Origin of the sequence: Rhizobium sp. BG4, assembly GCF_016864575.1 — a bacterium.
Classification (GTDB): Bacteria; Pseudomonadota; Alphaproteobacteria; order Rhizobiales; family Rhizobiaceae; genus Rhizobium.
Window position 1 is genome coordinate 166,263 of record NZ_CP044127.1, and the last position, 25,834, is coordinate 192,096.

A 25,834-nucleotide genomic window follows, 5' to 3' on the forward strand; every position below is an offset into this window, starting at 1 on the left:
CATCCGCGCGTCGCGGAAATCTCGCGGAACTTTTTCACATGGCGCTCATTCATATGGGACGCTGGAGAAATAAAATGTTCGCCCTTCTGACAATACTGACAGTCCTTATCGCGACCATGTTTGTGGGACTGGTAGCCTCGACCTTGAGAGAATTGCGCAACGAAAGCGCTGATCCGGGCGAAAGAGCGCTCTGGAAGACGAGCCGCTAAGCTCGACTTCGATCTTCGGTACGATCTCCGCTGGCAATTGACTGCAGTCGCCCTATCTGAAAGTCAGGCGGTACCATTTCCGGTCCTCCCTCGGAGGAATAGTATGGACCGACCAGAGCTCGAAACCGAAAAGTTTTACTGGGCTCGCCGACGAGGCAGCAGCCGTACCGAGATTGTCATGGTTTCATCCGTTTTCGGTGGAGAGCGCGAATTTTGGACTGTCGCGGTGATGGGCTCTGAAAGCCACGCGATGCTTGATAACTTTGAGTTCTTCTCCGCCGTTGATTGTCCGGCTGGTCTCCACTACAGTCCCTCCCTTCAGGATCTTGATGATCGACATTAATCCCGATCAGCGCGCCTTGTTCCGGGCGCTACTTTCCCATCCCCTGAAGCTTAGGCTCGCTAAGGCGGTATCGGAAGGCGAATTACGTGCCGAGCAGATTGTTCGGCTTTGCGACCGGAGCCGATCGACTGCAACCGCTCATCTTCGCGAGCTGCGCAAGGCCGGCCTGATCAGAACGCGGAGATGCGGCCGAACAGTATTCTACCATTGTGCCTCCGAAGAGATAAGATCTTGGATCGACAGCTTCCAGCCAGACTCCTCGGATCGACAGCCTGTATGACCGCATTAACCGAGGTCGTCATGGGCCTTCTCCAATCGGCAGCGGCAGCGGTGTGACAGCCGGAGAGCGGCCTGTCGGTCGCAGTTGCAGCGCCTGATCGACAAGCAGCTTCGTTGCACGAGATCTGTGGTTCATTCCCTCGCATTCAAAGCAGCCAACCTCAGTTTGCAAAGTCGCGCGCTCTCCTCCCGGAGATGCCGCTCTTCATCTGCGGCGTCTGCTACAATCTTGTTCGTGCGTTCGAAGGCCGCTGAACGCTGTTGCACGGCCAGCGTCTTCCTGATCCTGGTTACCATGACAGCCATTCGTGAAGGTTTCCTCAGATGTGGGGAAGTCGAGAGGGCGCTTCAACGGCTTCGGGCCCCGTGTCCAGTAGCGTATGGCCAGCCTTTCCTCCTTGCGGAGGCGCTGCATGTAAACCATCTACGATCTGCCACCCCATCATCACGTGAGCTTCCGCAGCGGTATCCGCCGCCGTCTGCGTGACGGCTTATGTGTGGGGTGAGACGGCTGCTCGCTTCCTTAATGTCGAGCGCCGTCGGGCCATTCCGCAACCTCCAGGATCGGTCATGTCATCCCTCGACCACCTCGTCATCCTCCTGCATGGCATCGGCGCGTCTGGCGGGCAGCTCATGCCGCTGGCCAAATCATGGCGCGTCAGTCTGCCGAAAACGCGGATCGCTGCCCCAGACGCTCCCCTGCATCACTGGCGCGGCCACCAGTGGTTTTCGACGACGGCAATCCGCTTGAACCAGCGAATGTCATGGCCGCGCGTGAAGCATTTGACGAACTGATGATCGAGGCGGGCCTTCGCTCCAAACGGCGAATTGCAGAGGCATCGGACTAAGGTCGAATTGACCCCGGACTGAGGTCCGGGGTCTGGAACGAGTGCGCGGTGCGAAAGTTTGGCCTTCCCGGTGGAACGGTCCATCAAAAAGGAGGAAACATCATGAATATCAGAGCAGCAATCGCCGCCGCCGCGCTTATGACTTCGAGCGTTGCATTTGCACAGTCGGCCATGCCGTCGGAGAAGGTAATCACCTTCGTCCAAAAGGCTCCTGCTCCCGAGGAACGCGTGGTTGTCAAGGAGAAGATCGTTGTCGGACAGGCTCTTCCTGACACCGTCGTGGTGACGCCGATCCCCGACGAAACTGGCTATGCCTACGCCATCGTCAACGATGAGCGCGTGATCGTCGAACCTTCCACCCGGAAGGTCATCCAGGTCATCCAGTAAGACAGTTCCGCCGTGATCGTCGGGCGGCGACAGCCGTCTACCATCAACAAGTGGCCACGCCTGCCGCGACACAAGCGTTCGTTACGGCCGGCGCTGCCTCTTAGAATTTGGAGATTATGTCATGAAACGAACCCATCTCGCCGCTGTGCTGGCCGCGTTATCTCTAAGCGTTTCGCCGTTAGCGACCACTCCGGCCGCCGCACAAAGCGGCACGAAAACGCAGTCAGGCGCTCAATCCGGTTCCCAGTCAGGCGCGACCTCGACCAATGCCGTCTCTGGGTCCCAGTCAAGTCAGTCGGATGCCGGCTCGCATGCCTCCGGCACGGATTGCACTCCCGACGCGTCAGGCGCATGTCCGCAAACCAAGGATCAAGCCAAGCAGAAGAGCGACGAAGGGTCCGATGGGCAGGAGAGCAGGACAAAGCAGTCGACCGATGGTGCAAGCGGAACTGAGCCCGGGAAACCCTCTGCCGACATGAAGAAGACGTCTGCATCGCAAGACGCCTCCAGCGGCACGATGACCGAGCAGAAGGCGAAGTCTGGCACCAACGACGCGGCGACGGACGCGAATAACGGCACCACAAAGAACTCCACCACGTCTGGCACGAGCCCTCAAGGTGGTGACGCTTCCAAGAGTTCTGCCGATCAGAACACCTCCACTCATAAGTCAACCGAGGCGAACGTCAATAACAGCACGACAAGCAACGAGACGACCAATTCCAAGACCAACGTCAACGTGACCGTCGAACAGCGCACTGAAATCCGACAGGTGATCCAGGAAGTCCACGTTGCACCGGTCAAAGAAGTCGACTTCACGGTTTCCGTCGGCACAACTATCCCTAAGCGGGTTCACCTTGAGAGGCTGCCGCCGCGAATCGTTAAGATCGTACCGGCGTATGAAGGCTACCGCTTTTTCCTCCTTGCGGACGGCCGGATCGTCATCGTCGATCCGGACGCGCTGACGATCGTCTACATCATCGAGGCCTAGCAGGCAGTACCCGGCGGCGTCACTTTGCGCCGTCGGGGCCGCTGGAGGAATGTCCATGATCTACGGTGAAGAAAAATCATCAGGTATCGGTTTCCCGTTAATCGTCATTGTCATCGCTATCGCCTGCGTCTGTGGGGGCTTGGTGCTGACGACGGAGCGCCCGTCGCCCGCCCGCGTCTTCGTCCCCGCGGCTGGCATATCACCGTGATAGGCTATTAACACAAAGAGCATCAGACCCCAATCCGAGCTGATGAGGGATGCCTGACCACCTCACCGTGGAACATGATCATTGACCGATAAGGCACCCTATATGCGACAACAAAGGCGAGCGGCGATCCCATGACGAGCCGCTCGCCACGCGCGTTCACAAAGCGCTGTCGAACTTTGGGCGACGATCTACCCGAGGTCCCGCGCTCCGATTTTCTCGTTTTCTACGTGATCGGCGTGACTATTGCGCACCCCGCCGTTGAGCTTTTGGAGAGAAGGCGTCCGGTGACAGCGGCCTAATCGTTGTGATGTCGGAGCTTACGAGTCTCGCCTGAGTGCAAGCGTCCTCGTAGATAGGGTGCCTCGCATCGGCAACGCAACACACGTGTCGGCATTGAAGGGCTGGAAACTGAGATCGTCCTCGACAGATGGCGACGGTTGGTCTCAAAGGCTGCTGCCACATCGATCGGAAATTCCTTCCCATGCGGCTGGAGAAGCAATTCACCTAGTGAGAAATTGTAGTCCCGGTTCAGAAATCGTTTTCGTTTTCATCTCAGTGATGTCTGTCACGTATAAGGACGGTCAATATGTCGGATGTGAACATCAAGCGGCCCTTGTGGCTCACGATTACGGCCTGCGGTTTCGCAGCGGTTCTGTTTTCAAGCATCGCAATTGGAGGAAGTGCTTGGTATCGGCAATCGGTCGCCGTTGACGAAGCCCTTCACCGCGAGGCAGCAGGAGACCTTTCACTCATTCAGACCGATATGGCTGCCCAGCAGAAGGCCGCCTCGGCATTGGCTATCGCGCTCGCTGGAGAGCCTGAGACGGCGACATTGGTTAAAGGCGGCGACAAAGACAATATAATCGCCCGCTATGTCTCCGCGATGCCGGCGATCAAAGACGCCGGCGGCCTTCAAAACATTACCTTCATCGATGCGAAGGGTATCGCGCTCGCGCGAATTCATTCACCGGACAAGTTTGGCGACGATATGACCGGCCGGCGGAAGACCGTCGTGGAGGCGCTAGCGAGCGGTAAGCTTGTTGCAGGGATCGAGCCCGGTCGGACGGCGGTCTCGATGTTCGCGTCTGCGCCGATCGTTGCCGATGGAAAGACGGTCGGGGTCGTCGATGTCGGCACGGGGCTCACGAACGACTATTTCAATACGATTGCCGACCGGATCGACGGCGCGATCACCGTTTACATTCTTAATGACGGCAAACTGGCGGTCCAAGCCTCGACGGGTTCGAAATCCAAGCTCTCTGCCGAAGAACTCAAGGCGGCGATGGATGGAGTGTTCAGCCCACGGGAGGTCGCCGACGGTGAGACGACAGTGGTCGTCAATGCCGTGCCGTTCAAGAACTTTTCGGGGCAAACCATTGGTGTGCTGGAGGTGGCGTCAAACGTTACCGACGTCGCTTCAAATGCACAGGCCGCCCTTTTGACGACTGTCTTGGGTACGGTTCTTGTCGCAATCATTTCTTTGCTCGGTTTCTATTTCTTTGCGCGCTCGCTTGCCGGGGTGCTCGCCCGGCTAACCGCAACCATGTCGAGGCTGGCCAACGGCGATCTCGCTGTATCGATCGAAGGCACTGCGCGCCGCGACGAAGTCGGCGCAATGGCGCATGCGGTGCAGATTTTTAAGGACAATGCGATCCGCACCCTTCAGTTGGAGGAAGATGCGGATCACCAGCGGAAAGTTTCGGATCAGGAGCGCCGCCAGATCGCTGAACGCGACCAATTACGGGCGGAAGCCATGGCTCAAGCGACCGAAGGTCTGGCACGCGGCCTGGAGAAACTTGCTTCGGGCGATCTCAACGTACGTCTTGTTGATCGATTTGCCAACGAGTTCGAAAGCCTTCGTGTCGACTTCAATCGCGCGGTCGAGCAGCTGCGCTCGACGTTGGCGGCGGTCGCAACATCCACGAGCTCCATCGAAAGTGGCTCGCGGGAAATCAGCCAGAGCGCCGACGATCTCTCGAGACGGACAGAGCAGCAGGCAGCTTCGCTTGAAGAAACGGCCGCAGCGCTGGACGAGATTACGGTTAATGTGGCGAACTCGTCGAAGCGGGCGGATGAGGCGCGCTCGATCGCAATCCAGGCAAACAGCAGCGCCAGCCAGTCGGGCGATGTTGTCCGTAATGCGGTCCAGGCGATGAGCGAAATTGAGAAATCGTCGAGTGAAATTTCCAACATCATCGGCGTCATCGATGAGATTGCGTTCCAGACGAATCTCCTCGCGCTCAACGCTGGCGTGGAAGCTGCCCGTGCGGGCGAAGCGGGGAAAGGCTTTGCGGTTGTCGCGCAGGAAGTCCGAGAACTGGCGCAGCGCTCTGCCAAGGCCGCAAAGGAGATCAAGGAGCTCATCCGTGCATCCGGTGACGATGTTCAGGACGGTGTCCAGCTCGTCAGTGCAGCTGGTGAGGCGCTCCAGAATATCCAAGCCTATATCGTCAGCATGAACACCCACATGGATGCCATTGCTACTTCCGCCCGTGAGCAATCGGTCGGCCTGGCTGAGGTGAACACCGCTGTCAATCAAATGGACCAGGTGACACAGCAGAATGCAGCTATGGTCGAAGAGGCAAATGCCGCAGGTGCTACACTTGCCGCAGAATCCGCGAAACTGAAGTCTTTGGTAGGACAGTTCCGCTTATCCGACGCCCCTGCGGCAACGGTCAGCATGGCCCAAGCCGCAAGGGTCATCACGGAACCAAGCGTCCGAGCTGTTGCCTCGCCAATACGAGCGATGACGGAAAGAGTGACCCGATCGTTTGGGGGCGGTCGAACTGCAACGGTGGTCGCTCCTGATCAGAACTGGGAAGAATTTTGACCGTCGTACCTCCCACTGCTCCAATATCGCCGACGCTGACGAGCGTCGGCCGATAACAATTACCAGAGCGGGCTCAGTAAACGTCTTTAAGAAGCTGATGGGATGGGCGAGTTGTCAGCGACGGTGTCTCATTCACCAGGGCGTGCGCAATCGTAAAGGTTGACGACATCGGTCAATCTCTCCCCTCCTCGTGTCGAGCAGATCCAGTGAACAAAACATGTTCTCTGACATGTGCGGAACGATGCCGGACTTGTGCCTGTTTGAAATGCTTGGAAGTGGGTGCCGACGTGCGTGGTTTCGCGACCGAACGCGTTAAGTGGATCGTTTAGAACGATTGTCGCGCTTCACGGACAGCGGCGCGGCCCGCCAAAAATCACGATCATTTCTTGACCAACGGCAGCCGCGAAGCGTCAGTCCGGCCTTGTCCCATATTCCTAGATTCCGGATCGTGGAAAATGACCGTGGTGTCTTTGCAAGGCCTCCCGATCACGTCGGGCAGAAGACCGGCGACACTCTTGTAGACGGCAGCCTTCGTGTCTTCCGTGAACTGACGAGACTTCTGCTCCCGCCGAGCTTCTTCCACTGCTATTGCAGACGATGTCACTCACGCCTCAGGGTCATTGTCACAGATCATAGGGCTTCTGTCGTCGCGCCGATCGACCTCCGGACAATCTCGAGTTCTCTCGCAACCGTGACACGGAACTGAGTATGCGAATGGGCATTTCGCTTCGAGGCGAGTTTGCAATTGAGAAACGTCGGAGGGTAGGGTCCACCCATGATGGAGATTTTCACGCCGGCCGGTCTGACCGCAATGCTGCAGGTGATTACGATTGATCTTGTGCTAGCTGGCGACAACGCTGTAGTCATAGGTCTCGCGGCTGCTGGTCTTGAGCGCTCGCAACGGGGCAAAGCCATCCTTGTCGGTATCTCGCCGCTACTGCAGTTCGGATAGTTTTCGCCAGCGTCGCAGTCTATCTTCTTGCGATCGTCGGTCTTCTCCTCGCGGGTGGACTTTTACTGCTGTGGGTGTGCTGGAAGATGTGGCGCGAATTGTGGTCAGGCCACCGCCGCGAGGAGGTCCCAGACGAGACGAACACTCCCCGAACGACATTCCTTCAGGCTGCAACGCAGATCATCGTCGCCGATGTGTCCATGTCGCTAGACAACGTGCTCGCAGTCGCCGGTGCGGCGCGCGAGCATCCGAGCGTTCTTATACTTGGATTGATGCTGTCGATTGCATTGATGGGGTTGGCCGCGAACTTCATTGCCCGCCAGCTCAACAGTCATCGCTGGATAGCCTATATCGGCCTTGCCGTCATCCTCTACGTAGCGCTTGACATGATTTACCGAGGAGCGGTCGAAGTCATGCCTTATTTCATAAACCTGTCGACGGCGTAGATATGCGCATGGATCCCGGCCCGGCTTTAAACGGGCTGCGAGCGGTCACCGAGGTTGAAAGCGATTACGCTGATTGATGTGAAGGCTCCCGGTGCAGGTATATGTGCTGATGGGCGCTTCACGACGCGCCTGTGCGTCGGTGGATGAGACCGACTTGTCAAAGCTACGCTCGGACCTGGTTAGCCCTTCAAGTCTCGTGACGAAAGGGGCAGCCCGAAGGGCAATGGCCGCGACTAAAGTGTCAGTGCAAGATCGACGCCTTTGCCTGGTGGTCGAGCATGCGCTCGACGCGACCAATCAGGCGGCAAACCCGCCGCAGCAAGCTTAGACCAAGCTCGTCGGTTGCGTTGGCGTCGGCCATGTCTTCATCTGGTGGGCGACGGAAAGAAGGCTGTTAGCGAGCAGGGGGCGGTCCATCTTTCCTGCTTCGCGTGCAAGGCGGCGAAGGTTTTCAGCGTAACGGACGGCGAGGTCTGCGGGTGTGGTTGCCAAGCCCTTGCGTCGCCCGTCGGGCGAGGTGACAGCCGACCGTCTCATGGCAGCCCCTCCACCTTCGATGAAGAACGTTTCGAGTCACGAAACGGTGCTAATCCCTGGATGCTCATGATGCGTCTCCTAGAAAACGGATGAAAATCCTCAGGCGACTAGGAAGATCGGCGCGATTGACATCAACGTCAAGACCGAGCGGAATGTGCTCTAAAATTTTTTCGTCAGATCTCTTGACGCTCGAAAACCGCGATCCCAAATCGTCGGCGCGGTCGCCCAATGGGGGCCAAAAACCGGAGGCGTGAATTTGCGTCTCCTTCCAACTCGCTTTACGGAGGTTTTGGTATGAGAACTGAACTTGATTTTTCACCGCTGTACCGGTCCAGCATCGGCTTCGACCGCGTCTTCAATCTGCTCAACAATACGCAGCGCCTGCAGGCAAACGACACCTGGCCTCACTACGACATCATCAAGGCAGGCGAGGACGAGTATCGCATAACGATGGCGGTTGCTGGATTCGGCCGGGGCGACCTCGACATTACCCAGGACCGCAACCTCTTGGTCGTCAAGGGAGGCAAGGCCGAGGACCAGCAAGGTGAATATCTACACCGGGGCATCGCAGCACGGAGCTTCGAGCGTCGATTTGAACTTGCCGATCATGTACGGATCGAAGACGCTTCGCTCGCCAACGGCCTTCTGACGGTATCGCTTCGTAGAGAGATCCCGGAGGCCCTGAAACCGCGAAAGATCGCAATCGGTCCGGGCAGCCAGGAGACCGTTTTGCGGATCGAGGCCGATCAGCACGCAGCGTAATCCCTGATTTAGAGGCCGCGGCAGACCGCCGGGTGTCCGTATACGGGACCCGGTGGCGGGCGCCCCGCCTTCCGCAAGTAAGAAATCCTTCCATGCATCATTCTTCAGACATTGCACAGTTGTCCGTCGAGGAGCGCGAGCAGCTCTTTATCGCGGTGGGCCGTCTGCTGGACGGCGCTGCTCTCGAATCCATGGTCGAGGGTAATCGCAAATTCGGTGTCTTATCGAAGACGATGGCCGAGGCCATCCTTCTCAACGCCGACGAACTTGCTCGCGACGACATTCGTCATGCGGAGAACGTGCTCAGGCAGGCGAACGAACTTATCAAACATTTCGGCGCGAGCCATCCGTATAGGATGCTCAGCTACTCGGTTCACTGACGGCCGCCTGCGTAAGGCGCGAACCGTCACGGCTGTATCCTCGTGCATCGTCATGTCGCCCTGCCGATCGCTTTATCAGCCTCCAATTGATCTTATCTGGAGCCGCCGCGCTAACAGCGAACAAGTTGTTATCGGAGGCGGCGACCCGGCCCGCACGGAGGCCTTGACCGTTCGGTGCCCGAGCGCCTCGACGCACTTTCAAGGCAGCTTTTCCCCAGTGACAAAAACCACTGTGGAATCTTCGGTTCCTCAAGAAGGCATTGACGGCGCGCGCACCGTTTCTCCGAAGTGCCGTTGGTGCTGGTCAGGAACGGATCCAGCGGTGAGATGATCTTGAACGCCCGCGGCCTGAACGCGAAGGGACCGCCGGTGCCGGATTCGTCATCGACTATAAAGTGGACATTTCTGTCAAGCCCATGGAAAGTCTCGTTCTCGCCATGGTGCACATGCGGCGGGACGAAGAAGTCCTGCAGCATGTGATGCTCCATTAGCGGAATGCCGCGAAGCTTTCAGAATGAGGAAGAGTCACTGCTGGAATACACGTCGTGCACCCCTTTTGGACATTAAGAAGCGCTTTCTGTGTGAGGGGGCTCGATCCGCTGCGGGCCCGAACCGAGGAATGTACGTCTGTATCGTCGAAGGCGTTTCGTGCTTCCGACACCGGCCGGTTCTTCTGGCAAATACGTCCGAAATAAAATTGACGATCAATAACACTGTCCAGATTATCGACATGAAGACCTAGATCCACTGTTAGTATCCTTGCCTTCATCAACGTCGCCGCGACCTCGAGCTTCTCGAATGCGGTTGAGGTTCCTGTCCTTTCACGAGCAACGGGAAGCGGCCAGGTACAGGGCCTTGCGCGCCGACTGCTCGATTGAAGGGCTTGCGATCCTTATCATTCGAGACCAGATCCGACCAACTCGTCAGTTATCTACGACATCGATATCAAGTCGCTTAGCGAGAGCGGTGACCCTGTTCGTAAAGTCGTCGACCATCGCTTGAACCTGCGCGTCGATTTGTTCGATTTCCTTCGGCGATTGGGCGCTTCGCAATGCTATCGCGCCGATGCTGAGCAAAGTCCGCTGCATGAGGTTTATGTGCTGAAACAGGCCCGCTATGTCATCAACCGTTGCCGGTGTGTCGCCCTTCCGCAATTTCGTCAAAATCTCCCCGCTGCTTCCTGTGTGCTCTTGTGAAATAGTCCCAGGACTGGCAAAGGCCCGAACATCCTTGTCAGATCGGGAAATCTCTATACCGCCCCATGACTCAAAAGACCGCGACGCGCAGTCGGTAAGGGGTTTGGCGATGACCGTCAAGGTGGGTGAACGTGAGGATGTGATCAGGCGCGAAGGGGAAGGGCTCGCTACTCAATACATAGGCGAGCCCCTCCCTGCGACACAGAGGTCCGCCAGGTCGCACATTACATCGCTGACCTAATCACATCGGATGACAAGAGTCCCTTCAAATTATCAGTACGGTTGCAGACAAGCATACTTCGAAAACCGATTTCCCCCTCGCCGGCATCGGGGAACCAAAACCTTCTCTTGCGCGTTCAGTGCGCACAATTTCACAAGAGGGTAGCTATGGACACTAATCTCGCCATCGCAGCATTTGCCGCAACACTTTCGTTCGTCTTCATGGTGTGGGCAATCGGTCGTACCTACTGACTGGTCACAAAAAGTCTCAGCGTCCGCCTGGAGCGAATCCGAGGAAGTGAGTGTGCTAACAAGGCGAGCTGACCGGCACCTCCGAAACGCTTGCACCTCGGTTTTGGTTCCAGGCATGTCAACGATATCGTTTGCTCCGGCCTGCGCACCGTTGGGCGTTGTACGGGTTGACGCTTTCAGAACCACCAGCAAGGCCCAACTCCGAGTTGGCCAAGCCTATAGCCATCAATGGCCTTCGGCTCCCGCTTCGGCATAGTGGCGGATCCAGCATAAAGAGCTTGTAGGTCAGTCAGCGCGTCTGGCCGCGGAGCCTGATGGTAGCGACGGCTCGGCATGCTCGGATCGCCAAATTCAAGCAGCAGGTCATCTGCGATGCCGCTCAGCCGCTCTCGCATTTGATGGGAGGGAGTTTGAGGTCCCGACCGGCATATTTTAAGCGTCACCACGAGGCACCGAGCCGCTCGATACGTCAACCTCCGGCAGACACCTAAGTCCTGGGCAAGACTTATAAAGACCGGCCGTATCAATGATCGTGCCCATAGGAATGAAACGGGGTTATGCGCAGTCTCACGGACGCTATGTCTCTCGGGCGCTCAGATCGTAACCAAAGTTGAAGGTTGTTCGGCGCCGACGCCATATCGCGTCGTCGAGCGTGAATTGGGCCATCAAGCTCCCAAGACCGTTGAAGAAGCCGACTATCTATACTCGCCCAGCCGGTAATGACGCGCGACGACTCTATCCAGGAAGCGTGCAATTAAGAATTTTTCAATCTTGCTTCGGCACTCTGGGTTCGTCGAGAAGGTGAGATATCTTGACGAATTACCCAGACCAAATAATGCTGATATGGTCCGCTGCTCGCCAATGCAGCGGACTTTTCATCCGCTATTGACGGCTCGTGATAGGACTCAACGCAAGGCTTCGAAACATGGCAAAGTCGCGCGGAATACTCACAGTGAACCGCACCGGGTTTGCCGGAGGCTCCAACTTCTGAGAGAGTGGAGCCGATATGAGCAAGACAACGAACAAGTTTTCACCTGAAGTCCGCCAACGCGCCATCCGTATGGTGCTTGATCACGAGGCTGACCACCCGTCGCGGTGGGCTGCCGTTTCATCTATTGCGGGCAAGATCGGTTGCTCGCCAGCCACGCTGCATGAATGGGTGAAGAAGACCGAGGTCGACAGCGGCAAACGAGCAGGCTTGCCGAGCGACGCGGCCGAGAAGATGAAGGCTCTTGAGCGGGAGAACCGCGAGCTTCGTCAGGCCAACGAGATTTTGCGCAAGGCGTCTGCTTATTTCGCGATGGCGGAGCTCGACCGCCCCTTCAAACGATGATCTCGTTCATTGACGAACACCGTGGCGTGTTCGGGGTCGAGCCGATCTGCAGGCTTTTGCCGATTGCCCCGTCCACCTATTATGAGGTCATCGCCAAGCGCACGGACGTAGACCGTCTGTCGGCCCGCGCTCGACGCGACATTGCCATGAAGGTCGAGATACGCCGGGTGTTCAACGAGAACTTCCAGGTCTATGGCGTGCGCAAGGTCTGGCGGCAATTGCAGCGGGAGGGCTTCGACATCGCTCGCTGCACAGTCGCTCGGCTTATGAGGGCAATGGGGCTGCAGGGCATAATTCGCGGCAAACCGATCCGCACGACGGTCAGTGACAAGACCGCGCCATGTCCACTCGATCGGGTGAACCGGCAGTTCTACGCTCCCGCGCCGAACATGCTGTGGTTATCCGATTTCACCTATGTCGCGACTTGGCAGGGCTTCGTTTACGTGGCCTTCGTCATTGATGCCTTCGCCCGCCGGATCGTCGGTTGGCGGGCAAGCCGGACTGCCCACGCGGGCTTTGTGCTCGATGCCCTCGACCAGGCACTTCATGATCGGCGACCCGTCCACCGTGGAGGACTGATTCACCATTCCGACCGCGGATCGCAATATGTGTCCATTCGCTATTCCGAACGGCTGGCGGAAGCGGGCATCGAGCCGTCGGTCGGGAGTGTTGGAGATTCCTATGACAACGCTCTCGCTGAAACGGTCAATGGTCTTTACAAGGCCGAGGTCATCCATCGGCGAGGACCGTGGCGAAACTTCGAAGCCGTGGAGTTCGCCACGCTGGAATGGGTAGATTGGTTCAACAACCGTCGCCTTCTGGAGCCCATCGGCAACATACCGCCAGCCGAAGCCGAAGAACGATATTACGCCATGCTGGACGCACCGGCCGTGGCCGCATAACTTAAACGAAATGGCCTCCGGCAAACCCGGTGCGGTTCACAGCATCGCTCCTCGTGATCCTAGTCGCGCTCGTCGCCTTAAACCCATTCGGACGGAACCTCGTCGACCCTCGCCCGACTTCTGCGATCACTCAGGCACCCTAACGGGGCTGTAGGCGGCTACCCGTGGCTTCCGAGATCTGGCCAGCGATCGTCCTGTATCGACGAGGTTCGCGGACTCAGAGAGCAAATTTCGCTTTCCACCATTTCCTTGAAAGCGAATGTCGAAACTTGTCTCCTCAACGCGGCGGCGAGTCCGATCATGACGTTGTTCTTCAGAGACCTGCTGCCGATACAACCGACCTCACCGAGCACGATCGCAAGGACCGCGGCGTTTGGTCCGAAGAACAGCGCCTGGACTGCGCCGACGTTTTCGTAGAGCGCGTAGATCCAGCTCAGGTCCATGATCGCGATCGCGCCCGGCAGCACGAAGAGCGTTCCAGCGATCCTCGACGTCGAAGGGCGTTGCGCCGAAGCGTTCGCCGACAAGCGCAACCTTGGAAGCCGGAACGACGGTGAATACGGCAGAAGGATCAACGAAGCGACGAATTAGCCAGGGTCAGGCGGTGCGGTCGATCTTTCAACGAGAGCGCGTAACCCAGACCGTTCGACCCTGCGGGTCGCGCGGGGGCAACTTGTTATCCGGCACCAGGTTGCCCTCTGTCCTTCTCCAAGCCTCGAAGCCGCCTTCAAAGTTACCTCGGCCTGAATTCCGACATGCCTCAGGTGGGCGGCGACGCCGTGGCTAAGTTTCTTTCCCCGCTGGCAGATGATCTCGGCCGCTTCGGTAATTGCGGGTCCCTGGAATCTTGAATGTGGATCTGCTCTAGCTCTACTGGCCGTCCAATAGCCCTGTCCTGTCGTCTTTCCTCGCAGGGAACCGCACAGTCATGTCCTGGTTCGGGTCCAGGATGAAATCCCGGATTTTCTCCGCAAGGCAAGTCATATATAGCGAAGTGGATGACCTGAAATGAAGTAAAGAGTTATGGGCCACGGGGATTGGACGAGGTTTTCCAAATGATCAAATCCGAACTGATTGAGGCTGTTGCGGCTCGTAATCCTCACCTGTATCGTCAGGACGCAGAGAAGATCGTCGAAACAATCCTCGAGAGTATTGTCGAGGCGCTCGAAAGAGGAGAACGCGTAGAGATTCGGGGGTTTGGTGCTTTCCAGGTTCGATATCGACCGTCACGCGCTGGCCGCGACCCGAGCAACGGCAATGCGGTCTTCGTCGAAGAAAAGTGGGTGCCGTTATTTCGCCCAGGCAAGGCGATCAGTGATCGGCTGAACGAACCCAGGAGGGACTAGGCTTCCTTCGCCGTCGGTGTGCGGCCGCTAGCTGAAGACGCCTCTATCGCTGACCAGCCAGCCATATCTGGTATCTCCGCAGACAAAAGAAGCCAGACCTGACCGTGCCGTCGCGTCGCGATTTGCTCCGAAACGGTGCCGCGACCCGAATTGTGTTGCGGTTGTGCGACCGTTGAAGCCCACTGAGCGCGTCCTCGGATCGAGCACGCGCAACGCCGCACTTCCGAGCGGTCATCCCCAATTTCGAATTTGCCCCGGCAAGATTATCGGTATCGGATGATGGCAGCTTGGCTCCGAACAACGCAACTCTTCCGATAGGCAGGAGGGCTTTGAAGACACCAGTCCGACGGCACGCTCATTCACGCGCCTGTGGCTTTGCATGCCTGGGTTCTTCTCGAAGAGTTAAGAACGAACAGAAAACGGTGTTGGAGCGTCTGGGCTAATATTGACATGGATGTTTACCAGGCGACACACGGCCCGACCACGCTTGGGAAGAGCACTGGTACGCTCCAAGCCGGTACGCTAGCGGACCATATCCCGGCTTTTGACGTTTTAAAGGCAATATGCAAGTTTCACGCAAGCCTCGCGCCACAGAAGTTGCCCGGCTGCAACGCTCGAGCGTAACGTGCAGCATGGAGATCCGGATGGGCTTTGACGTTGACGCGATACTCGACTGGCAACAGCGGGGCATTAATGCGAGGATATTGGGGCGCTCCGAACGCGATAATCCTGTTCTCCCTTATCTCGAAAACGCCGGATCGCAAATCGAGAAGGAGAGCTGGCTCTTCCGGGCAGAGGCATGGTTCTTTGGCTGGCGAATAGAGGACGCGTCCCGCGTTAAGCTGGGCGCATGATTATTCTGCGGTCAAGGTGCGGGCACACCATGGCAGCCTGTTACAATGACGTCACGACGGATAGGAGCCCCACTTCTCCACCTGCTTGTGACTCTACGGCCGGCGAGTCTTCAAATGGTGGATATTGGTTCTGCCAAAACCTGTTGGCGCTCGTCAAACGGGAGCGCCTTGTTGCTGCGTCAAGCTGCGCCGGCTTTTCGGTCGAGAGGCTGACGGGATCCTTCAAGATCTGGTTTACCAGCAATCGCTTGATTGGGATTGAAGCCTTTGGTAGATAATCGAGCACCGCTTTTCCGTGGTTCGTGAAGCGGTTCTTTTTCATGAAGTGCTACTTGGGCCACCGCGATCGGCGCATTCCTCGCGGTGGCCTTTTTGTATACATGATAAGCCGGCGGTAACGTCGAGGACTTCCGAGCGCCGGTGTCTGTAGCGAGCCGAGCAGGTTTCAACGAGACGGTCGAGATCTAATTGCAGCGCGCTCTCCTGATGTGTTCGCGATTTTGATACCGTTGACGAACAGTGGGCTCTGGGGCGATGGGATCTTGGTTGGAGGCGGTCGGTGACAACGAAGGCTATTAATCCCGTACTGCGATAAGCCTGCGTGCTTTGTTGCAACACCCTGCTGCGCGCGTGACGCTCATGGCGCTGGCACGGATGGACGGCCGGCATGTTGGTACGGTAGCGAACTCTCGACATCACCCGCAGAAGGTGTACGTTGCTCTCCGGCAAGTGGTTTGAATCCAATTGCCACTGAGATCGCCCTGCAAACCCCAGGCTTCAACCCAGCCCCATCCGTGGGCCAATCTCCTTTAGGTGTGACAGAGCACTTACATTTGCAACCATGTTAATTGCGCCTCAGCGGCATCTCCAAGACTGCTTCACGCAAACGCCATCTTGCATGCGGAGCGGGGGCCTCGAGCGACACTGGGAAACCTGCTGCCCGCAATGGCGGTTTTGCGATTGCCAAATCGCACAGGTTTCTTTGAGCCGATCTGGGTGCATGCAAAAAGGTCAGCGCTGAATACTAACTTGGACGCCGCTGCCCTGCCCAGGTCAAAGACGTGGGCACGCTCTTGCATCGACTGAAAGAGCCTGACACCCGATCGTGTCACCAACAATCAGATGCCGATGACCAGACACACCGAACGTCTGTTGGTTCCGCAGGCCTAAAGGAAAAGCCCGCGCGAGGCCGGCGCGCGGACTTTGCTAGACACTGCCGACGGGTTGTCGAGGCGAGGCAGAGCCGAACGCGTGCGGTTGGGTTTCCCTTCGAAAAAGTCCGAATTCGCGTCTCGGGCGATAAAGCAGTTTTTGCTTGCTCGCAAAGCTGATCATGTCGTGCAGCACATCTGCATCCGCCTTCTCCTCAAAGAGCGGGGCCATGTTCATCATCTTCCTCGCGGTCTTTCTGGACAGCCCGCCCCAGCGGAAACGACCGATGACCTTCCCAAAAAGATTGATCTGCAACAGCGCTACCGAAAGTGCCGGGCGCTCAATCCTGCTAGCTTCCGCCACTTACGCCGCGTCACGTGCCGAGCTTGTCTGATGGCCGTCTGATCGGATGCAGCAAATCAATAAGCGGTTGCAAGGCTTTCTGCAAAGCGCCTATAGACACGAAGCGCTGAAGAAGTCGGACGTTGACTGATGCTTTGCGCCGCAACTGCACGCCCAACAACAAAAATGTCCATCATGCATCCAGATCTGATTGAAAAGTCGAAACTTCTCTCTGCCATGGCCAACCCGGTCCGCCTGAAAATTCTTTCGATCATTTCCAACGAGGAAATCCGAGTAAGTGAACTGGGTGAGCGACTTGAAATCAACCAGTCAGCCTTATCACAACATTTGTCGATCCTGCGGGAGGGCGGGCTTGTCGTCACCCGCCGTGAGGCGCAGAGCATCTTTTACTCAACTGGCCACCCGGGTGTGTTGAAGCTCTTGCGGTCGTTGAAGGACATCTATGCCGCACCCATGTCAGAATAAGGTGCACAAAAAGTCCGGATCTTCGCGATTCGCCGCCTTGAAGTTGTTATGCGAGATGGCATTCTCACCTGGAAATTTTGGTGGTGGGGATGACGGACAGCTTCGAATTTTCGACGTCGATTACGACCGAGCGCATGCCTGACCCGGGCCTCTTCACCTGGGACCTTTCTAGCGATCTTGTCTATGCCGACAGCGCCGTTGCGTCGCTTTTCGGGCTAGACCCGTCCATGACGGAGAGGGGGCTTCCTATCAGAACCTACCTTGAGCGTGTGCACCCTGACGACCGGGCGTCATCGGCGAAGCAGATCAGCGATGCAATCATCGCGGAGCATCCCACGGAGCAATTTTACCGCACGCTCGGCTTGCTGGGAAAGTACAATGCCGTGCGCGCCTTCGGGCGTTGCTTTCGAGACAAAACCGACAATCCCGTCCACTATGCCGGAGTGGTGATACCTGCACCTTCCACAGCTCAGGTCGCCAGCAACTGAAGCCGGGGAGCTTGGTCGAGGATGTGCAGTTGGCCAGAACTCAATTTGCTCCAAATCCCGACGCAATAAGAGCTTCTCTAAGGTCTTCAACCTTGAACGGCTTCGTCAGCCTGGGTAGATCCGGTGCGATCCCCTCGACGTCGGCATATCCAGAGACGATCAGGCAAGGCAGATTAGGCCGCAGCAGCTGAACACGCCTCACAAGTTCGACCCCATCCAGGCCCGGCATCAAGTGATCCGTCACGACGAGCTTTAAATCTGCGATGCTGTCGAGCGATGCCAACGCAGCCTCGCCATTGGAGGCTTCAACGACATCAAAGCCGATCTCCTCAAGCATATCGGCCGCGCTAATGCGAACAAAATCTTCATCGTCGACGAGCAGCACCGTCCCTCGATGGCCGATCGACGTCGTGCCGCCGGGGTCATTGGTCGCAAGACTGACAGGGGCGTCACCGGCCTCTGGTAACCAGAGCTCAATATTCGTGCCAACACCCACCCGGCTAAAGATGCGGATGCCGCCGCCAAGTTGCTGTGCAAGGCCGTGCACCATTGAAAGGCCCAGTCCGGTTCCTTGTCCTAAGCCTTTGGTCGAGAAGAATGGCTCGATTGCACGCGCTCGGACCTCATCACTCATTCCCTCGCCGGTATCGGCAACAGAGATAACGACGTAGCGGCCAGGCTTCAGATCTTCAGGCTTCTGCGGATGGATTTCGCGAGCGCTCGCGCTGATGCGCAGCGTGCCGCCTGTCGGCATGGCGTCCCTGGCGTTCACGGTGAGGTTCAAAAGGGCCATCTCGACCTGATTTTGGTCGGCTCGGGCCGCCGGAAGGTCCTGGCTTGCGTCAATGACAACCTGGATCTGAGGGCCAGTCGTGCTTCGGATTAACTCTCCCATCCCGGCGACAAGCGTCGTCACGTCGATCGGTAGCGGCTGCAGCGGCTGGCGCCGAGCAAACGCCAAAAGTCGCTGGACGAGTATTCTGGCGCGCTCGGCCGACTGTAATGCGCCACCAATCAGCTTGCGCTCGCGATCGGTCCCAATTTGCCTGCGCACCAGCATGTCGAGAGAGCCGATGATCGGGGTCAGCAAGTTGTTGAAGTCATGAGCGACGCCGCCGGTCAACTGACCGAGCGCTTCGACCTTCTGCGCCTGTCGAAGTTGATCTTCCGCCTCCGCCAGGCGCCTTTGCTCCGCCAAGCGCCCTGTGATGTCATACACAATCTGGTAGGCACCGATCCGGCGACCCGCAGTGTTTCGCAGCACGTTGAAATTGAGTTCGAACCAACGCTTGGAATATGCGGTATCTCCGAACTCGTCTACCAGCGTGAACTCCTCGCCGGCGAGCGCCCTCGACCAGGTCCGGCGCACATGCTCGCGATGCTCGGGGAGGTGATCGAGCGCCTCTAGCATAGATGCTCCGATCACCGGGCGCACGCCATAGACCTGCTCGAACGCGGTGCTTGCCGCCCTGTTCATCGCCAGCCAACGGAAGTCCTGGTCCGCCACGAAAATGATTGCTGTCGTGTTCTCAACGACATCAGCCAGAAGCTTGCGTTCGGCCAGCCCCTCGGCCACCCGCGCTTCCAGCGTCTCGTTGAGGTCGCGTAGGGCAAGCTCAGTCTTCTTGCGCTCGGTAATGTCAATCGCGGTTCCGATCACTCGTAGACAGCGCTCCCCTTCAAATACGCCACGCCCTTTCGCCGCGACCCAGCGGACGACTGAATCTTCCTTGCCAATCGTCCGATACTCCACGTCGTAGACGGCGCGCACGGCGGGATCTGCCGCTGCCGCGTAAGCAGCCGAAGTTCGTTCGAGGTCCTCAGGATGAAGGCCGCTGTAGTAATCTTGCATCGAAACGGGGACGTCGGGCGAGATGCCAAACATCGCTTTGACCCTGGGCGGCCAGAACAAGGTGTCGGCAACCACGTCCACATCCCAAAGGCCGATTTCAGCTGCATCGACGGCCAGGCGAAGCTGTTCTTCACTCGCGCGAAGGTTTGCTTCAGAACCCACACGCTCGACATGGGCCCACGATCGCTCCGTGACCTCGCGGATGACCGTCAATTCGTAGTCGGACCATCGATGCGGTGCCTTGTCATGGATTGCCATCAAAGCGGTCAACCGACCGTTTTTCACCAGCGGCATGCAGATCGTTGCAGTGATCCCGATATCCTGGAAGGTTTTTGCCTCCTCGGGCGCGATCTCGGCAAGATTGTCATTGATGATCAGCGGCCGGCCGGCGGCCAGCTCCTGCACCGCTAGAGTTCCGAAATCGGAAAGACTATAGTGCCCGACGATCGAGGGAGACCCAGGTGCGTGCCAGTTACCACGGATGGTGAAGCCATCCTCATCAGGATCCATATCGGCATAGGCGCAGTTTGAGAGGCTCAAATGTGCGCCTATTAGGCGCGTCGTGACGGCGAGAACTTCATCTGCATCATGCAGGCCCGCAACTGCCTGACCAAGTTCGTCCAGGAAGCGGTATAACTCTTCACTCTGCGCCAGGCGACGCTCGGCGAGCACGCGGTGGGTGATATCAAACACCATCGCCAGGGAGCCGATCGGCTTGCCCGCGGCATCTCGTATCGGCAGATATTCCAGGTCCATCCACACCTGCTCAGCTCTGCCATGTCGCCAGAGTTCGAGCTCTTGGCCATGGAAGCTAAGCGTCTCACCCCGCAATCCAGCTGCTATCACATGAGCGTTGAAGTCTGCAGCCTCAGGCCAGACCTCAAGAAGTTTTCCGCCAAGAGCTGCGGGGTGACGAGGGCCGCATACAGCTGCATAACCGTCATTATAGATGAGAATGCCTTCCGGTCCCCACAGAACCACCATCGGAACCGGTGACGCTAGCACGGTCTGGACATTAGCCTTCAATTCCGCTGACCATGCTCGGATTGGTCCGAGCGGCGTCAGTCCCCAATCCATCTGCCGGATGGCATCGCCGGCTTCACCACCACCAACGAATGCGTGGCCTTCAAGATATTGTTTCGTATCATCCATTTGGCGAACCTAGCGCGCATCCTGCCCTATGGACAGCATGCATGCGAAATTATTCTCGGCTGATTGACTTCAGCCGAGCAGCCTCTGCGACGCGGGGATCCGGCGAGGACCCGGAGGAGTGGCAAAAGCGGAAAAGGCTCCAGAACACCCTCCTCTTTCGTCGGGGTGTCGAACGATATCGCACAAAGTACTAAGTCGATCCGAAGCCCTGTTACCCGGGGAGACGCGATTGCCAAAGTCAATCCGCTGAGCTTGCCGATCAGGCCTGTCGAACCGCTAGCCGCGTTTTTCGCTTTCAGTCGCTGCCGGTCACACTGTTCGCCTGGGTCGCAGCGTCTTGACGCGAATTGTCGGTGTGGGCGCGCGGGGTTCGATCCGATCGCGGGACGATGACATATGACAACAAAGCGATGGCGAGCGCCAGGCCGGTCGCGGCGAAGATCAGGCGATAGGTTGTTGTTGGCGCCAGCGACAGTCCTGCGATCTGCCCGAACACCACCGAGGCTACCGACACGCCCAAGAAGACCAGCGTGTTCAGCACTCCAAGCGCAATGCCGCGCATGTGCGAAGGGATGCGGGCCTGGGCTTCTGTCATGATGAGCGGGTGCACGTTCCCCATAGCATAAAGGAGGGACAGCCCGGCACAGGCTGCAGGGAAACTGCCATCCGGCCCTGCGGACAGCATGACGGCACAGATGACGCCCGCGACATAGGCGAAGATCACAATCCTGCGTCCCTCAACACGGGCGAGGACTGCGGGAAGGACGACGCTTGTGACGATGCCAACAATGCTGATCGCTGTGAGGATCTCACCTATTGCCGTATGTGTGCCGAAGACGGACGTGACATATGGCGCAGCCCAAGCATTGCGAAACGTTCCGCCAAGGGAGAGCGTCATGCAGATGGGAACGAGGTAAAGCAGTGGCACAATCGATCTGCGGTGCTCAGCGGCCGGCGCTTCGCTCGCGGCTGAGGGCGTCTTGCCGAGCGCGACGCAAACAGCAATTGCGCTCGCCGCCATTGCTGATGCGGCCGCCCAGCATGCAGATCGCCAGCCGAATACCTCAACGAACCAAGATAGTGGCGAGGCCGAGATCAGCGCGCCCATCGAACCGATTCCGCTGACGGTTGCAGCAAGCTGTCCCGCCTTCGCCGGTGAATTTGTCCGTCCGACATAAAACAGGACACCCATGAAGATCGGCGCGCAACCGAAGCCAATCAAAATTTGGCCCATGATCGCCGCCTGGTACCCGGGCGTTAATGCTATCAGCGCAGCCCCTGCGGCTCCGCAGGCCATCATCGCTGCCATCGGAAAGCGCACGCCCCACCTGTCAAACGACATTCCGACCGGGATCTGCAGGATCGAGAAAGATGCGAAAAACGCCGATGCGAGCCAGCCGTACTGTTGCGGCGACAGGCCCAGTTCAGCGGTGAGGGCCGGACCGACCACGCCGAAGTAGCTTCTGAAATACATGCTCATGAGGAACGCGGCGGACAGGGCAGGCAAGGACGTCGCTGTCATTTCGGCCTCGTAACTCCGTCCACCCGGCGGTCGGGCTGCTTTTTTGTCGCTGTGTGGCAGGATCAGCCCATTTGAAACGTCGCGCCCTGAAGAGCCGTCATCGCGCATGGCCTGCCTTACGCGAAAGCAACGAGGAGGGCTCTACATGGTTCCGGGCGTTTCCTTTGCCAAAACGAGTGTCAGCAGTGCACATTCAAGCATCGCTTGCGATTGTGTCAGTGAAAGGTGGCGAGTCTCACGTCGCGGGCAGCACGATAGCAGCTAAACATTGGGCAGCGCAGCTACGAGAGGACTTGCCGCGCGGGACCTAGCCTTCACGTCATGGCGCTCCGCGCCTCGGTTTTGCATCCTCCTGCGCTGTGTTGGAGGACCATTGGGCAGCCGCAAAGGCGGCACAAATGGTCATCCGGTGACGGGCATCTCGAACCTGAAAAGTGTTGCTTCGGGATCTGAAGTCACCGTCAGCGTGCCACCATGCGCTTTAGCAATCTCCGAGGCGATGTAGAGCCCAAGGCCGAGACCCTCACGGCTCGTGTCGTTTCCACGATGGAATGGCCGAAACAGTGTCGCAATCCTTTCGGACGGGATAGCGTCGCCGCGATTGATGACGTCGAGCCACAGGGTTTCGCCGCTGATGCCTGCGATAATCCTGACAGGGTCGGTCCGGGATCCGTGGGTCAGCGCATTGCCAAGAAGGTTCGAAAACATTTGGGCGATACGTGCGTGGTCGACTGGCAGTCCGATGCGCGGCAGGATGACGGTCGTCTCGATCACCTGGTCGGGCTGAGCGGTTTTGAACTCGCCGATGACCTGGTCGAGTGTCTCGGAGAGATCCCTGTCCAAATCCATATTGAGGGTGATGCCGTCACCCAGCCTAGCGCGCGCCAGATCCATGACGTTGTCGACCAGCCCTGCCATACGCACAATGCTTGCCTTCATCAGGCGCAACATGTCGGGGGACTTGTCGTCCCATCCCTTCCGCAGAAGGCGGTTTATACCGGCATCAAGTGCAGCCATCGGGTTTCGCAAGTCGTGGCCAAGGACCGCGATGAACTGCTCACGCAATTCCGAGAGCGCGCGCTCGTCAACGAGGTCGTCCTTGGCTGCCCTGAGCTGTTCGTTGGCTTCAAGATGATGGGCGATAAGCTCGGCGAAAAGCTTAAATGTGCCGATAACCTGCGGGTTGTTCACCTTGGCCGGCGCGCTGTCGATGGCACAGAGCGTACCGAAAAATGTGTCGTTCGACAAAACGATAGGCACGGATATGTAGCTCAGGAGACCGTACATCCGCGGGGTGTGATGGTCGCAATATGTCTCGTCCTCGGCGACGTTGTCGATCGCCACGACCTGGCGATGGTCGCGTATTTCGTTGCAGATGGTGGTTTCGATCTTGAGTTGGCCCCCGGCCGGCAAGCCGAAGTTCACGTGGTCCAGTACCTGGCAGGCGATCCAGCGATCCTCCGTTACCCTTGCAACGGCGGCAAATCCCATTCCCGTTGTCCTGCACACGACGTCGAGGATGCTTGGCACGGCGGCGATCGACTGAACCGCAGCTATGTCTGATGTGAATTGTTCTGCCACCAAGGACGCTCCTGCATCGAAACGTCACTTTGATTACATTAAGGGCTGTTTTGCAACGAGTGGAAGCCAAAAAACGAGTGACCCGATTAAAGCGGCTGCCGGAACGGCTTTCCGACGGTTCCTCCGCCCTGGCCTTCACAAGACGCTCAGATTGCGGATTTGCCAGTGCCCGCGGACAACGCGTCTTTGATATCGGTTGGGCCGGCCAAAGTTCGCCAGCGCAGCGCAGCCTCAGTTCTGTTTGTCACGCCCAGTTTCTTCAGGATGTTGGTCATGTGATGCTTTATCGTCTTCTCCTGGAGGTTCAAGCGAAGTGCTATTTGCTTGTTGATCAGCCCTTCAACGACAAGCCAGATGATATCCCGTTCCCGTTTCGTCAGCCGGTTCTGCAGTCGCGGTCCGCCTGCCGATATCGCAGCCAGCCGCGAGGACATGAGCGGGGAGATGTAGCGCGCGCCGTTAGCGACTTGACGAAGCGCCTGTGCAAGCTCGCGCAGGCCGACGCCCTTGACGACGTAACCGGAAGCGCCATGGCGAAAAGACGACGCAAGTGTTTCAATCTCTTCACTTGCGGTCAACATCACCACCTTGGTCTCGGGACTGGCCGCGATAATGCCCTGGATCGCCTCTATAGCTCCGCCGCCAGGGATGGTTATGTCAAGCAGAAGGATCGCGGGCCGGTATGTTGCTGCGAGCACCAAGGCGTCCGCCGCACTTTCACCATGCGCGACGATGATGAGATCGTCATAGCGTGACAGTGCGCTCGAGACGCCTTCCCGAAAGAGCGGGTGGTCATCGACGATGGCAATGCTGATTGAATTCAAGATGTCCTCCAGGAGCGTCGTAGCGAACGGCTCCCGATTCAAGAAGAGGGTGCGCCGGACATCGCCCGGGTGACGTCACGCTCTATGTCGAGACATGTTTCGCAGTATTCTTCGAACAGACCGGCCTCGGAAGGGTTTATCCGCATGAGCTCACGATATTCGACAGCCAGTTCATAAGCCTCGAAGAGCTCAAGCTGCCAAGGGTGGGCAGCGTGCATGATCCTGCTGCGCACTTTCGGCAGACGCATGGCTAGCCGTCGCCTTCCGAGTTCACGACGATGCATTCTTCCAACTCCTCTTCATTGAAAGACTCTAGCACAGGCTTTCAGCGAGATCCCCGGACCATGGTCGTAATCGGAATGGGACTGAGGTCCGGGGTGCGGAACCGGGTTTTGTGATCGCCGTTTCTGTTGAGCGGTTGCAAGACCGCGGATAGGAAAGGAGGACAAAATCATGATTACGAAGCTTTTCTTGGGCGCTGTGACAGCCGCAAGTGTGATTGCCGGCGGTGCCTTTGCCCAGTCGTCGACCGTTAACGGTGCAGCCGGCGGCGCGGTCACCGGCGCAATCGTCGGCGGACCGGTTGGAGCGGCTGTGGGAGGTGTCGCAGGCGCCGTCGTCGGCACCGCGATCGATCCGCCCCCCGAAAAGGTTGTAACCTATGTCCGCGAAGCGCCTGCTCCCTCGGCCAAGGTTGTTGTTAAGGAAAAGGTGGTCGTCGGCCAGCCGCTTCCTGAAACAGTTGTCGTCACACCCGTGCCAGAAAATCCGAAATACTCCTACGCTATCGTCAACGACGAGCGGGTTATCGTCGAGCCGTCGTCGCGAAAGGTAATCCAGGTCATCAACTGACCTTGCGGAAGGCAGCTTCATGCTGCCTTCCAGCATTTGCGCAAAAGCACGTGCAGGTCGCCGGCGGCTGCAATCGACACGATCGTGCTGAATCAGGGAGTGTTGCGTGTCGCACCTCGGCGCGCACAGCCATTCGCGGAAAATCCGAATGTGCGATGTTCGGAAATTGCCGACTTGCCCCGGGCCGATCGTTGCCTGCCTTTAACGATCGCAGCAATTGCGGCTATGCTGGCCGGTACACGGCTTACGGCGGGAACGTTTGGTCGTAAATGGTCCGAATCGACAGCTGCTTGATCGATGCATGTGCCGCAG

Annotated in this window: 23 protein-coding genes, 3 pseudogenes and 1 other annotated feature; of the genes and pseudogenes, 15 read left to right on the plus strand and 11 right to left on the minus strand. The window is 57.9% G+C overall.

Features of this window, described 5'->3' with window-relative positions; all coding sequences use genetic code 11:
* Window positions 1–312: 312 nt before the first annotated feature.
* The 6 genes from F2982_RS28425 to F2982_RS28455 all read left to right on the plus strand — a co-directional run bounded on the left by F2982_RS28425 (window position 313) and on the right by F2982_RS28455 (window position 6,092).
* Entirely contained in the window at window positions 313–552 is a 240-nt protein-coding gene (locus tag F2982_RS28425; protein WP_148195337.1) for a hypothetical protein, read from the plus strand.
* 849 nt (window positions 553–1,401) lie between these two features.
* Window positions 1,402–1,626, plus strand: coding sequence for a hypothetical protein (locus F2982_RS28435; protein ID WP_246777727.1), 225 nt, complete (start codon window positions 1,402–1,404; stop codon window positions 1,624–1,626).
* Between the two features lie 155 nt (window positions 1,627–1,781).
* On the plus strand, window positions 1,782–2,066 hold the full coding sequence (locus F2982_RS28440; protein WP_148195335.1) for a DUF1236 domain-containing protein: 285 nt from the start codon (window positions 1,782–1,784) through the stop codon (window positions 2,064–2,066).
* A 121-nt stretch (window positions 2,067–2,187) separates the two neighbouring features.
* Window positions 2,188–3,054 (plus strand): DUF1236 domain-containing protein, encoded by an 867-nt coding sequence (locus F2982_RS28445; protein ID WP_203431497.1) that lies wholly within the window; start codon window positions 2,188–2,190, stop codon window positions 3,052–3,054.
* Window positions 3,055–3,109: 55 nt separating this feature from the next.
* Window positions 3,110–3,262 (plus strand): hypothetical protein, encoded by a 153-nt coding sequence (locus tag F2982_RS28450; RefSeq protein WP_199630027.1) that lies wholly within the window; start codon window positions 3,110–3,112, stop codon window positions 3,260–3,262.
* A gap of 586 nt (window positions 3,263–3,848) precedes the next feature.
* Window positions 3,849–6,092, plus strand: a complete 2,244-nt coding sequence (locus tag F2982_RS28455) for a methyl-accepting chemotaxis protein (RefSeq protein ID WP_203431498.1) — start codon at window positions 3,849–3,851, stop codon at window positions 6,090–6,092.
* A 379-nt stretch (window positions 6,093–6,471) separates the two neighbouring features.
* Here F2982_RS28455 and F2982_RS32225 read toward each other — a convergent pair whose 3' ends face one another.
* Window positions 6,472–6,696, minus strand: a complete 225-nt coding sequence (locus F2982_RS32225) for a tautomerase family protein (protein WP_348652542.1) — start codon at window positions 6,694–6,696, stop codon at window positions 6,472–6,474.
* 174 nt (window positions 6,697–6,870) lie between these two features.
* On the opposite strand from F2982_RS32225, the pseudogene F2982_RS28465 reads away from it, so the two are divergent.
* From F2982_RS28465 to F2982_RS28475, 3 genes and pseudogenes are all read left to right on the plus strand, one after another.
* Window positions 6,871–7,490 (plus strand): annotated as a pseudogene (locus F2982_RS28465) (TerC family protein).
* A gap of 831 nt (window positions 7,491–8,321) precedes the next feature.
* Window positions 8,322–8,789: an Hsp20 family protein gene (locus F2982_RS28470; RefSeq protein ID WP_203431615.1), complete on the plus strand. Its 468-nt coding sequence runs from the start codon at window positions 8,322–8,324 to the stop codon at window positions 8,787–8,789.
* Between the two features lie 92 nt (window positions 8,790–8,881).
* A complete protein-coding gene (locus tag F2982_RS28475; protein ID WP_203431499.1) occupies window positions 8,882–9,169 on the plus strand; it encodes a hypothetical protein in 288 nt (95 codons plus the stop codon).
* A gap of 923 nt (window positions 9,170–10,092) precedes the next feature.
* Here F2982_RS28475 and F2982_RS28480 read toward each other — a convergent pair.
* Window positions 10,093–10,485: a hypothetical protein gene (locus F2982_RS28480; protein WP_203431500.1), complete on the minus strand. Its 393-nt coding sequence runs from the start codon at window positions 10,483–10,485 to the stop codon at window positions 10,093–10,095.
* A 1,357-nt stretch (window positions 10,486–11,842) separates the two neighbouring features.
* Here F2982_RS28480 and F2982_RS28485 point away from each other — a divergent pair.
* A protein-coding gene (locus F2982_RS28485) for an IS3 family transposase (protein ID WP_203431501.1) occupies window positions 11,843–13,071 on the plus strand; the annotation gives its coding sequence in 2 pieces (ribosomal slippage) (window positions 11,843–12,137 and window positions 12,137–13,071; 1,230 coding nt in all).
* Window positions 12,124–12,240 (plus strand) — a sequence feature (AL1L pseudoknot). (Overlaps the previous gene by 117 nt.)
* Before the next feature lie 284 nt (window positions 13,072–13,355).
* Here the strand turns inward: F2982_RS28485 and F2982_RS31750 are convergent.
* A pseudogene (locus tag F2982_RS31750) lies at window positions 13,356–13,604 on the minus strand (hypothetical protein); the annotation flags it as partial.
* Window positions 13,555–13,883 (minus strand): annotated as a pseudogene (locus F2982_RS31755) (chromate resistance protein ChrB domain-containing protein); the annotation flags it as partial. The pseudogenes F2982_RS31750 and F2982_RS31755, both read right to left, overlap by 50 nt.
* Before the next feature lie 243 nt (window positions 13,884–14,126).
* Here F2982_RS31755 and F2982_RS28495 point away from each other — a divergent pair.
* Together F2982_RS28495 and F2982_RS28500 are read left to right on the plus strand one after the other, a co-directional pair.
* Window positions 14,127–14,417, plus strand: coding sequence for an integration host factor subunit beta (locus F2982_RS28495; protein WP_203431502.1), 291 nt, complete (start codon window positions 14,127–14,129; stop codon window positions 14,415–14,417).
* A gap of 644 nt (window positions 14,418–15,061) precedes the next feature.
* On the plus strand, window positions 15,062–15,271 hold the full coding sequence (locus tag F2982_RS28500; protein ID WP_199630043.1) for a CrpP-related protein: 210 nt from the start codon (window positions 15,062–15,064) through the stop codon (window positions 15,269–15,271).
* 40 nt (window positions 15,272–15,311) lie between these two features.
* On the opposite strand, the gene F2982_RS28505 is transcribed toward F2982_RS28500, so the two are convergent.
* Together F2982_RS28505 and F2982_RS28510 are read right to left on the minus strand one after the other, a co-directional pair.
* Window positions 15,312–15,593, minus strand: a complete 282-nt coding sequence (locus F2982_RS28505) for a hypothetical protein (RefSeq protein ID WP_148194907.1) — start codon at window positions 15,591–15,593, stop codon at window positions 15,312–15,314.
* Between the two features lie 884 nt (window positions 15,594–16,477).
* On the minus strand, window positions 16,478–16,738 hold the full coding sequence (locus F2982_RS28510; RefSeq protein ID WP_203431503.1) for a hypothetical protein: 261 nt from the start codon (window positions 16,736–16,738) through the stop codon (window positions 16,478–16,480).
* A 177-nt stretch (window positions 16,739–16,915) separates the two neighbouring features.
* Between F2982_RS28510 and F2982_RS28515 the strand changes: the two genes are divergently transcribed.
* Entirely contained in the window at window positions 16,916–17,251 is a 336-nt protein-coding gene (locus tag F2982_RS28515; protein ID WP_246777728.1) for a metalloregulator ArsR/SmtB family transcription factor, read from the plus strand.
* Window positions 17,252–17,340: 89 nt separating this feature from the next.
* Window positions 17,341–17,739, plus strand: coding sequence for a PAS domain-containing protein (locus tag F2982_RS28520; RefSeq protein ID WP_203431504.1), 399 nt, complete (start codon window positions 17,341–17,343; stop codon window positions 17,737–17,739).
* Window positions 17,740–17,779: 40 nt separating this feature from the next.
* On the opposite strand, the gene F2982_RS28525 is transcribed toward F2982_RS28520, so the two are convergent.
* From F2982_RS28525 to F2982_RS28545, 5 genes are all read right to left on the minus strand, one after another.
* Window positions 17,780–20,743 carry a PAS domain S-box protein gene (locus tag F2982_RS28525; protein ID WP_203431505.1) on the minus strand — a complete coding sequence of 988 codons (2,964 nt, stop codon included), beginning with the start codon at window positions 20,741–20,743 and terminating at the stop codon, window positions 17,780–17,782.
* 295 nt (window positions 20,744–21,038) lie between these two features.
* Window positions 21,039–22,373 (minus strand): MFS transporter, encoded by a 1,335-nt coding sequence (locus F2982_RS28530; RefSeq protein ID WP_203431506.1) that lies wholly within the window; start codon window positions 22,371–22,373, stop codon window positions 21,039–21,041.
* Between the two features lie 294 nt (window positions 22,374–22,667).
* A complete protein-coding gene (locus tag F2982_RS28535) occupies window positions 22,668–23,846 on the minus strand; it encodes a GAF domain-containing sensor histidine kinase (protein ID WP_246777729.1) in 1,179 nt (392 codons plus the stop codon).
* A 146-nt stretch (window positions 23,847–23,992) separates the two neighbouring features.
* The gene (locus tag F2982_RS28540; protein ID WP_203431507.1) at window positions 23,993–24,670 is read right to left on the minus strand and encodes a response regulator transcription factor; all 678 of its coding nucleotides are present in this window, start codon (window positions 24,668–24,670) and stop codon (window positions 23,993–23,995) included.
* 38 nt (window positions 24,671–24,708) lie between these two features.
* Window positions 24,709–24,954 carry a hypothetical protein gene (locus tag F2982_RS28545; RefSeq protein ID WP_203431508.1) on the minus strand — a complete coding sequence of 82 codons (246 nt, stop codon included), beginning with the start codon at window positions 24,952–24,954 and terminating at the stop codon, window positions 24,709–24,711.
* A gap of 169 nt (window positions 24,955–25,123) precedes the next feature.
* On the opposite strand from F2982_RS28545, the gene F2982_RS28550 reads away from it, so the two are divergent.
* Window positions 25,124–25,522: a DUF1236 domain-containing protein gene (locus tag F2982_RS28550; protein ID WP_203431509.1), complete on the plus strand. Its 399-nt coding sequence runs from the start codon at window positions 25,124–25,126 to the stop codon at window positions 25,520–25,522.
* Window positions 25,523–25,834: the final 312 nt, after the last annotated feature.

Excerpts from the sequence above, each read along its gene's own strand:
- F2982_RS28425 (WP_148195337.1), top strand. The coding sequence starts at position 313 with ATGGACCGACCAGAGCTCGAAACCGAAAAGTTTTACTGGGCTCGCCGA.
- F2982_RS28435 (WP_246777727.1), top strand. The coding sequence starts at position 1,402 with ATGTCATCCCTCGACCACCTCGTCATCCTCCTGCATGGCATCGGCGCG.
- F2982_RS28440 (WP_148195335.1), top strand. The coding sequence starts at position 1,782 with ATGAATATCAGAGCAGCAATCGCCGCCGCCGCGCTTATGACTTCGAGC.
- F2982_RS28445 (WP_203431497.1), top strand. The coding sequence starts at position 2,188 with ATGAAACGAACCCATCTCGCCGCTGTGCTGGCCGCGTTATCTCTAAGC.
- F2982_RS28450 (WP_199630027.1), top strand. The coding sequence starts at position 3,110 with ATGATCTACGGTGAAGAAAAATCATCAGGTATCGGTTTCCCGTTAATC.
- F2982_RS28455 (WP_203431498.1), top strand. The coding sequence starts at position 3,849 with ATGTCGGATGTGAACATCAAGCGGCCCTTGTGGCTCACGATTACGGCC.
- F2982_RS28470 (WP_203431615.1), top strand. The coding sequence starts at position 8,322 with ATGAGAACTGAACTTGATTTTTCACCGCTGTACCGGTCCAGCATCGGC.
- F2982_RS28475 (WP_203431499.1), top strand. The coding sequence starts at position 8,882 with ATGCATCATTCTTCAGACATTGCACAGTTGTCCGTCGAGGAGCGCGAG.
- F2982_RS28495 (WP_203431502.1), top strand. The coding sequence starts at position 14,127 with ATGATCAAATCCGAACTGATTGAGGCTGTTGCGGCTCGTAATCCTCAC.
- F2982_RS28500 (WP_199630043.1), top strand. The coding sequence starts at position 15,062 with ATGGGCTTTGACGTTGACGCGATACTCGACTGGCAACAGCGGGGCATT.
- F2982_RS28505 (WP_148194907.1), bottom strand. The coding sequence starts at position 15,593 with ATGAAAAAGAACCGCTTCACGAACCACGGAAAAGCGGTGCTCGATTAT.
- F2982_RS28515 (WP_246777728.1), top strand. The coding sequence starts at position 16,916 with ATGCTTTGCGCCGCAACTGCACGCCCAACAACAAAAATGTCCATCATG.
- F2982_RS28520 (WP_203431504.1), top strand. The coding sequence starts at position 17,341 with ATGACGGACAGCTTCGAATTTTCGACGTCGATTACGACCGAGCGCATG.
- F2982_RS28525 (WP_203431505.1), bottom strand. The coding sequence starts at position 20,743 with ATGGATGATACGAAACAATATCTTGAAGGCCACGCATTCGTTGGTGGT.
- F2982_RS28530 (WP_203431506.1), bottom strand. The coding sequence starts at position 22,373 with ATGCGCGATGACGGCTCTTCAGGGCGCGACGTTTCAAATGGGCTGATC.
- F2982_RS28545 (WP_203431508.1), bottom strand. The coding sequence starts at position 24,954 with ATGCATCGTCGTGAACTCGGAAGGCGACGGCTAGCCATGCGTCTGCCG.
- F2982_RS28550 (WP_203431509.1), top strand. The coding sequence starts at position 25,124 with ATGATTACGAAGCTTTTCTTGGGCGCTGTGACAGCCGCAAGTGTGATT.